General features: G+C 48.5%; 5 protein-coding genes and 2 pseudogenes. All 7 read left to right on the top strand.

Annotated elements, in window-relative coordinates:
* Nucleotides 1-660 (top strand): annotated as a pseudogene (locus ABUA47_RS21820) (conjugal transfer protein TraG); the annotation flags it as partial.
* Nucleotides 660-1298: a hypothetical protein gene (locus tag ABUA47_RS21815; protein ID WP_005836910.1), complete on the top strand. Its 639-nt coding sequence runs from the start codon at nucleotides 660-662 to the stop codon at nucleotides 1296-1298. The pseudogene ABUA47_RS21820 and the gene ABUA47_RS21815, both read left to right, overlap by 1 nt.
* 4 nt (nucleotides 1299-1302) lie before the next feature.
* Complete coding sequence (locus ABUA47_RS21810; protein ID WP_349832039.1) at nucleotides 1303-3834, top strand: hypothetical protein; 2532 nt, start codon at nucleotides 1303-1305, stop codon at nucleotides 3832-3834.
* On the top strand, nucleotides 3831-4556 hold the full coding sequence (locus tag ABUA47_RS21805; protein ID WP_009292744.1) for a hypothetical protein: 726 nt from the start codon (nucleotides 3831-3833) through the stop codon (nucleotides 4554-4556). Before ABUA47_RS21810 ends, ABUA47_RS21805 begins: the two co-directional genes overlap by 4 nt.
* A gap of 210 nt (nucleotides 4557-4766) precedes the next feature.
* Complete coding sequence (locus tag ABUA47_RS21800) at nucleotides 4767-5537, top strand: DNA-methyltransferase (protein WP_009292743.1); 771 nt, start codon at nucleotides 4767-4769, stop codon at nucleotides 5535-5537.
* Between the two features lie 69 nt (nucleotides 5538-5606).
* Nucleotides 5607-6377 (top strand): DUF5045 domain-containing protein, encoded by a 771-nt coding sequence (locus ABUA47_RS21795; RefSeq protein ID WP_005836903.1) that lies wholly within the window; start codon nucleotides 5607-5609, stop codon nucleotides 6375-6377.
* A 14-nt stretch (nucleotides 6378-6391) separates the two neighbouring features.
* Nucleotides 6392-6816 (top strand): annotated as a pseudogene (locus ABUA47_RS21790) (hypothetical protein); the annotation flags it as partial.

Here is a 6816-nt window from a genome sequence, read left to right as displayed (position 1 = left end):
CCGCTGCTTTTTCCTTTGGTCACGCTGATTATCATGGATGTTTTCTTACAGAAAATGCGCATCAAAAAGAACCGCAAAGTCCTTGTCATCGAGGAAGCGTGGAAAGCCATCGCCAGCCCGCTGATGGCGGAATACATCAAATTTATGTACAAAACGGCACGTAAATTCTGGGCCAGTGTAGGTGTGGTGACACAGGAGATACAGGACATCATCGGCAGCGAAATCGTGAAAGAGGCCATCATCAACAACTCGGATGTGGTGATGCTGCTTGACCAAAGCAAATTCAAGGAACGTTTCGATACCATCAAGGCGATTCTTGGCCTAACGGACGTGGACTGTAAGAAAATTTTCACCATCAACCGCCTCGAAAACAAGGAAGGACGCAGCTTCTTCCGCGAGGTATTTATCCGCCGGGGCACGACCAGCGGTGTTTATGGCGTGGAGGAACCGCACGAGTGCTACATGACCTACACGACTGAACGGGCAGAGAAAGAGGCTCTGAAACTTTACAAGCGCGAGCTACAATGCAGCCACCAAAAGGCTATCGAGGCATATTGCCGTGACTGGGATGCCAGCGGTATCGGCAAGGCATTGCCGTTTGCACAGAAAGTTAATGAAGCGGGACGTGTACTGAACTTAACCACTAAAATAACATCATAATGAAAACGAAAAGGATTTTAATCACCCTGTCACTGGACTACGGAATAAATATGATGGGGTTTGAAAGCAGCTTGACGCGCGAACAAATTTCTGTCAATAATCCGGAACTCACTGTTTTGTCCCTCCGGGAGTTTTGTATGCTATCCAAGGAGAACCTGCTCCGTATGGATGACATGACACCGGACAAGGTAGCTGCCATCGAACGGCTATTGGCGGAGTATTCCCTTCGGTTGGGTATGTCCGATGTAGAACTGGAAACGTACTTGAACCGATATTATGAAGAAAACCCCAAAGAAAAGGAGTTTTACGATATGTGCGACAGGCTGTGTAGCAGCAAACCTGCCTTCGATGAAAACGGATTTCGTGAAGAACTATTCCGGGAACTGAACAGCAGTCCGATGAGTGAAAAAAGACTGAGTGACTTAGGATGGCTACGCTATCAGACCGTGCGCGAAACTTATCTAAACCAGCCTTTCTTCTTGAGATGGTTCGGCTCCCAAGAAGCCCGGATCAAAAGGGCCATCAAGGATACTACCATCATACATGATATGTTCTGCCGACTTGTCACGGAGAATTGTATCGAATCTGAGCGGTGGTATTTCAATCACAAGGAACCGGAATACATAAAAGAGGTCTGAAACGATGAAACGGCTGTTTATCTTTTGGGTTATCCTATTGCCTGCCCTGACACAGCACGTTCACGCACAATATTACAGCGTGAACTATGACGCACGTACCGTGGCGGCCATGGCCGCCGCATTCGGCACGGAGGTAGTGGCTGAAAGCTACTACCGCGAGCAGGTGGATGATATTCTGAAACACTATACGGCGGCAGAGGTGGCAGCAGCAGGGATATTTTCTTCCAAATTTTTGGAACACAAGGCTCTGTCCGACCTTGGCATCTGGTGCAGCAGCACGGAAAATTACTACTATCGTCGAATTTACCATATGGTGGCGGAGAAAATCATGCCGAAAATATGGGTGGTAGCGAAACTGATGCTACGCTCACCACAAACAGCCATCCACTGGGGCAGTTACCTGATGAAAGTCTGCGATGATACGAAGAGCCTGTGTATGCAGTTCGAAAGCGTTGTGACCAACAGCACACTGACGTTCTCGGACATCGCTTTTCTGGAAATTGACCGCGACATCGCCAGTTTGCTGAACCTCGCAGAACTGGGCGGTACCGATTGGCAACGGATGTTGGACAACTTGGCCAAAGTGCCGGGCAATTTCACCATCGAGAACTTGAAAGGCGATATCGACAACCTTTATAACATGGGCGTAGGGCTGGCAACATCTGGTATGGAGAACCTCGGTGACGCTCTACTGCAAAGCAGTGCGTTCCATGACCTGTTGGGCGGCAAAGCCAATGAAATCGGCAACCTGTATGAACACTACGGTACTCTCTTCGAGCAGGCGGAACATGACATCGGTAGTCTGCTAATCGACATGGTGGGCGGCCAGGACAGCGTGGCCGCATTGTTCAATTTCAGCAACTACGACCTCACATCGTGGATGACCGACTACATGGACAATGCAGTCGGGAACTATTACACGCAACGGTGGTATATCGCACGGCGTGAGCAAGGAAGCATTTCTCTATGCGACTACTACCCACCGACAGACGACAACAGCATATTGAACGGGGGCGCATGGACACGCTTTAATACGAGCGATCCGGGATTTTACCCGAACGCTTCGCAACGGGAGCAGGCCCTTGCCAACTCAGAACAGTATGCCGGATGGTCAAGAAGCCGAGTACAACAGCTCAACAACAGCAACGACGGTTACACCTATACTATCAATACCCGACAACAGGCCTACATCATCAGCAAAGGCAACAAGCAGACCAAGAAGGCATACGCCTATGAGATACATGTGACACAGAGCTGGAACCGGACGGAGGTAGTCTATGAGGATGTCTTCGATTCCTATTCGATGGATCTGAACACGTTCAAAGCGCAGCTCAATGCCCGCCTCTCGGAGTTCAATGACAACGAGGAAGGCTATGTCTATTACATAGCATCCGATGCACGGACCTATTATCAGGCGACGGACGCCGCAAAATTGCAGGGATGTGAAAGCGTGACCATCAGTGTAACCTGTTCAGACGGGGCGACGCTGGGACAAGGCTCGACACAATACAAGTGCCGTAAGTGTGGCGGCTCACTGGATGCCCACTCCAAAGAGTGCGTCATGCAGACCTCGGTAACGGAGAACGAACTGGACCTTTCAGAACTGGACGCACTGATACGGGAAGCGGACAATCAGGTTGCCGTTCTTCAATCTCAGATTAGTGCCTTGGAAAAGGAAAACGCCGACCTTCTGAAAAAAATTGCCGAGGCGAGCGTGGAAGACGCAGCAGCTTACCGGCAACAATATAACTCCAACCGGACACGTATCGAGGAACTGAAAAGCGAACTTGCCGAGTGGCAACAAAAGCAGAAGGAGTACGCAGATGCGAAGCAGGAAGCGGAAGCTGAGAACGATGTGCCGACAGATGATTACTACCGCCTACCGGCCATCATGCAGGATTGTAAGACAGCCTACAGCCTCACTTGGCAGGACGGAGGTACATGGAGCGGCTATACGTTCGTCCGTAAGGCGACGATGCCGAACATCAATGGTATCATTACGTTCCGTGCGACTATTTCTATCGCACGGAAGCCGAAATACTTTCTGGGTATCAAAATCCACCGTGCCATCATCCAAATCAGTTGGGAATTGACTTCGGCATACACAGACACGCACGTTGCCGATGTACTGACACTCGATCCGAACCTGCCGAACGAGGAAAAGACTAAAATCGTGAATAATCGCATATCGGAAATTGCACGGGAATATCCCAACTGTAAAATCACTACCGAGTATGCCCGTACAGAACCTATGGAAGAAGTACCGAACAGCGACGTGTACCACCTGCTTTGGTCAAGTGACCGCCTCGAAATCGCACGAGAAGTGGATTCACGTATCACGAAAATATACGCCGACCTCGTATCCTTGGAGAAGATGATGCACTACAAGCGGAACATCATCGACGTACTGAAGGATGTGCTACCGGAACTCGATACGGACGAGGGTCGTAGGCTGACGCTCGTGGAAGAGTGCCATGACCGCTGGGTAGAAAACGCACGGACATCCCGAAGTGGCAGAAAGGAGGTACGACCATGAAACGCACTATGCTGATAGCCATCACGTTGCTTGCGCTACTACCCAATGTAGCCAAGGGTCAATGGACATTCGATATCATGTCGGTGGAAGCGTACATCAACGACCACAAGAAACAACGCAGCCTGTTATTGGCCCGAAGCACACTGGAATACAGCAACCAACTGCTGCACGAGTACAGCCGTGAGGAGACGGGCAAATACAAGGAAGTGAATATCGACCTTGACCGCTATACCCGTGCCTTTGATGTCATCGACGTGATGTACCAGTCCCTACGGACGGTGCTGAACGTGAAGGATACCTACAGTTCGGTAAGTGACCGTATCGGTGACTATAAGACCATGCTGGAGGCTTTCCATGAGAAAATCCTGAAACATGGGAACATCGAGCCGTCAGACGCACTGATACTGACTATCAATGAAAAGGCAATACGGGACATCGCCAACGAGGGAGAACACCTCTATAAGTCGGTGAGCGACCTCGTGCTGTATGCCACGGGCGCAGCGGCCTGCTCGACCAGCGACCTGCTGATGGTACTGGAGTCCGTGAACAAGTCGCTGGACAGTATTGAGCAACACTTGAACCGGGCATACATCGAGACATGGAGATACATACAGGTACGTATCGGCTACTGGAAATCGAAGATTTACCGGGAACGTACCAAACGGGAAATTATTGACGGTGCTTTCGGACGGTGGCGCAATGCGGGACGACTGGATTATTGACGGTAAAAGAGGAAGGAGGTAAATAATGCCACAAGTTAGATTATGACTTCTATGCACCGAAATTGCTAAGGAATATCTTAAAACGCAGGAAAAGCGTTTCGTCCTGGATGTTCGGAGAAGTACAAACAGAGAAAGAAACTTTAAGTACAAACAAGTCTATCCGGCCTATAACCAAGAGGCAAATGGACATTTGGATTAATAAAAGATGTAATGAAAAAGATCGTTTTTGCAAAAGACATTACGCTATATAAAGCCGATTGCCTTGAAGTAATGCCTCTTCTCCCAGAATCAAGTATTGATTTAGTTCTATGCGACCCACCTTTTGGAATTACAGCTTCGCAATGGGATAAGATAATACCATTCTCGAAAATGTGGGAGGAGATTAGAAGGGTGAGAAAGGATAATGCACCTACGGCTTTATTTGGCAGCGAACCGTTCAGCAGCCTTTTACGCTGTGGCAATTTAGCCGAATTTAAATATGACTGGGTATGGGAAAAGTCAAAAGCAAGCAATTTCCTTCTTGCTAAAAAGCAACCTCTAAAAGCGCATGAGCTAATCAGTATCTTTTGTAACGGCAGAACTCCTTATTATCCAATCATGGAAGAAGGTGAGCCTTATGAAAATCGTACAAAGAGAGGGAGTAACTGGACAGGAGTAAACAAGGTACCAAATCCTACATTCAGAAATGAAAACAAAGGAACGAGATACCCACGAAGTGTGAAATATTTCAAAACTGCGGAATCAGAGGGCAAAACGATTCATGTTAATCAAAAGCCAGTCGCATTATTGAAATATCTGATAAGAACATACACGAAAGAGGGTGACACAGTCCTTGATTTTGCCTCTGGAAGCATGAGCACTGCAATCGCCTGTATTCATACGAATAGAAAATGTATTTGTATTGAAAAGGATGACATGCACTTCTCGCGGGGAGAGGAAAGGATTAGAAATGAATATAATATAAAAAGAAATGTGGAATAATCTCGGTGATTAACTGATTGAAGCACATTGAGTATTGAAAGATTAGTAACAAAATAACCGAAAGTAAATATGGACAGAATACTCTTACTCGTGACGGTTACAATAATTGCAACCACGGCGGCAAAGGCACAATCCGTGACCTATAACCACGATTCGCCGAAACAAAATCAAGTAACAGTAATGGAAACCGGTACGGGAGCACTCTCGCCCGACCTCTACTATTCCATACTGCACAACAAGTACAAAAAGTCGGCAGCAGCCAAGAACAAACTGTCGTTCCGCACACTGGCGGGCGTCAACCTGTACAACCAAACGGATGAAGCTGAAGCCATCGACTCGGCATTGGTGAGCCGGGCAAAGATAGAGGCCTTGAACGTGGCTGACCGTCAAGCGGACATCGCATGGCTCGCCGAAGGCGATAAGGTCAACGGACAGATGGTACGGTTCAAACGAAATATAGACCGCATCTTGCCTGTCGGGGGGACACCGGAGGATAAAGACAGATGGACGGAATATTACCATATCTACCAGTGCGCCATTGATGCAACGAAAGATGCCTATATGCCCAACGCACAGCGGAAAAAAGAGTATCTGCGCATCTACGAGGATATAACCCGACAGAACGAAATCCTTGTCGGCTACCTTGCCAAACGGCAGAATACTACGGTAACAAGTACGCTACTGAACGCTACCGCTGACCGTACTCTGGATAAGAAGAGTATTGTCCGCGATGCGGTGAGCCGGTGGCACGAATCGCGCTTTGCCGTGCGCGGCCCGCAATCGGGCAATAACACGGGCGACAGCGGTGACGGAGATGAAACAGTAAGCAAAGGGAACTGAAAAAACAAAAACGTATGGCAGACGGAAATATACTCTCGGATTTCGGTATCAATATCCTTGAAGAAGAGATAGACGATGTGATTTTTCAAACGAACGAGTTCCTGACTGATGCGACTTTTACCGGCTCGCAGGGACCGTTCTGGTGGATACTACAAATGTGCATGGCACTGGCTGCCCTGTTCGCTATTGTGATGGCAGCGGGAATGGCGTACAAGATGATGGTGAAACATGAGCCACTGGATGTACTGAAGCTGTTCCGTCCTTTGGCTGTTTCAATCATCCTCTGTTGGTGGTATCCGCCAGCAGACACGGGTATGGCTGGCAGTGGGAGCAGTTGGTGTTTTCTTGACTTCCTGTCTTACATCCCGAACTGCATCGGCTCGTACACGCATGACCTGTACGAGGCAGAAGCCACCCAAATAGCGGACAAATTCGAGGA

The sequence above is a fragment of the Bacteroides sp. RTP31139st1_H2_RTP31139_211217 genome, assembly GCF_040227615.1.
GTDB classification, from domain to species: Bacteria; Bacteroidota; Bacteroidia; order Bacteroidales; family Bacteroidaceae; genus Bacteroides; species Bacteroides uniformis.
Note: the sequence above shows the minus strand (reverse complement) of the source record. Positions and strands in the feature narration are given on the sequence as shown.

Bases quoted from the DNA above. Each gene is read 5' to 3' on its own strand.
- ABUA47_RS21805 (WP_009292744.1), top strand. From the start codon at position 3,831: ATGAAACGCACTATGCTGATAGCCATCACGTTGCTTGCGCTACTACCC.
- ABUA47_RS21815 (WP_005836910.1), top strand. From the start codon at position 660: ATGAAAACGAAAAGGATTTTAATCACCCTGTCACTGGACTACGGAATA.
- ABUA47_RS21810 (WP_349832039.1), top strand. From the start codon at position 1,303: ATGAAACGGCTGTTTATCTTTTGGGTTATCCTATTGCCTGCCCTGACA.
- ABUA47_RS21795 (WP_005836903.1), top strand. From the start codon at position 5,607: ATGGACAGAATACTCTTACTCGTGACGGTTACAATAATTGCAACCACG.
- ABUA47_RS21800 (WP_009292743.1), top strand. From the start codon at position 4,767: ATGAAAAAGATCGTTTTTGCAAAAGACATTACGCTATATAAAGCCGAT.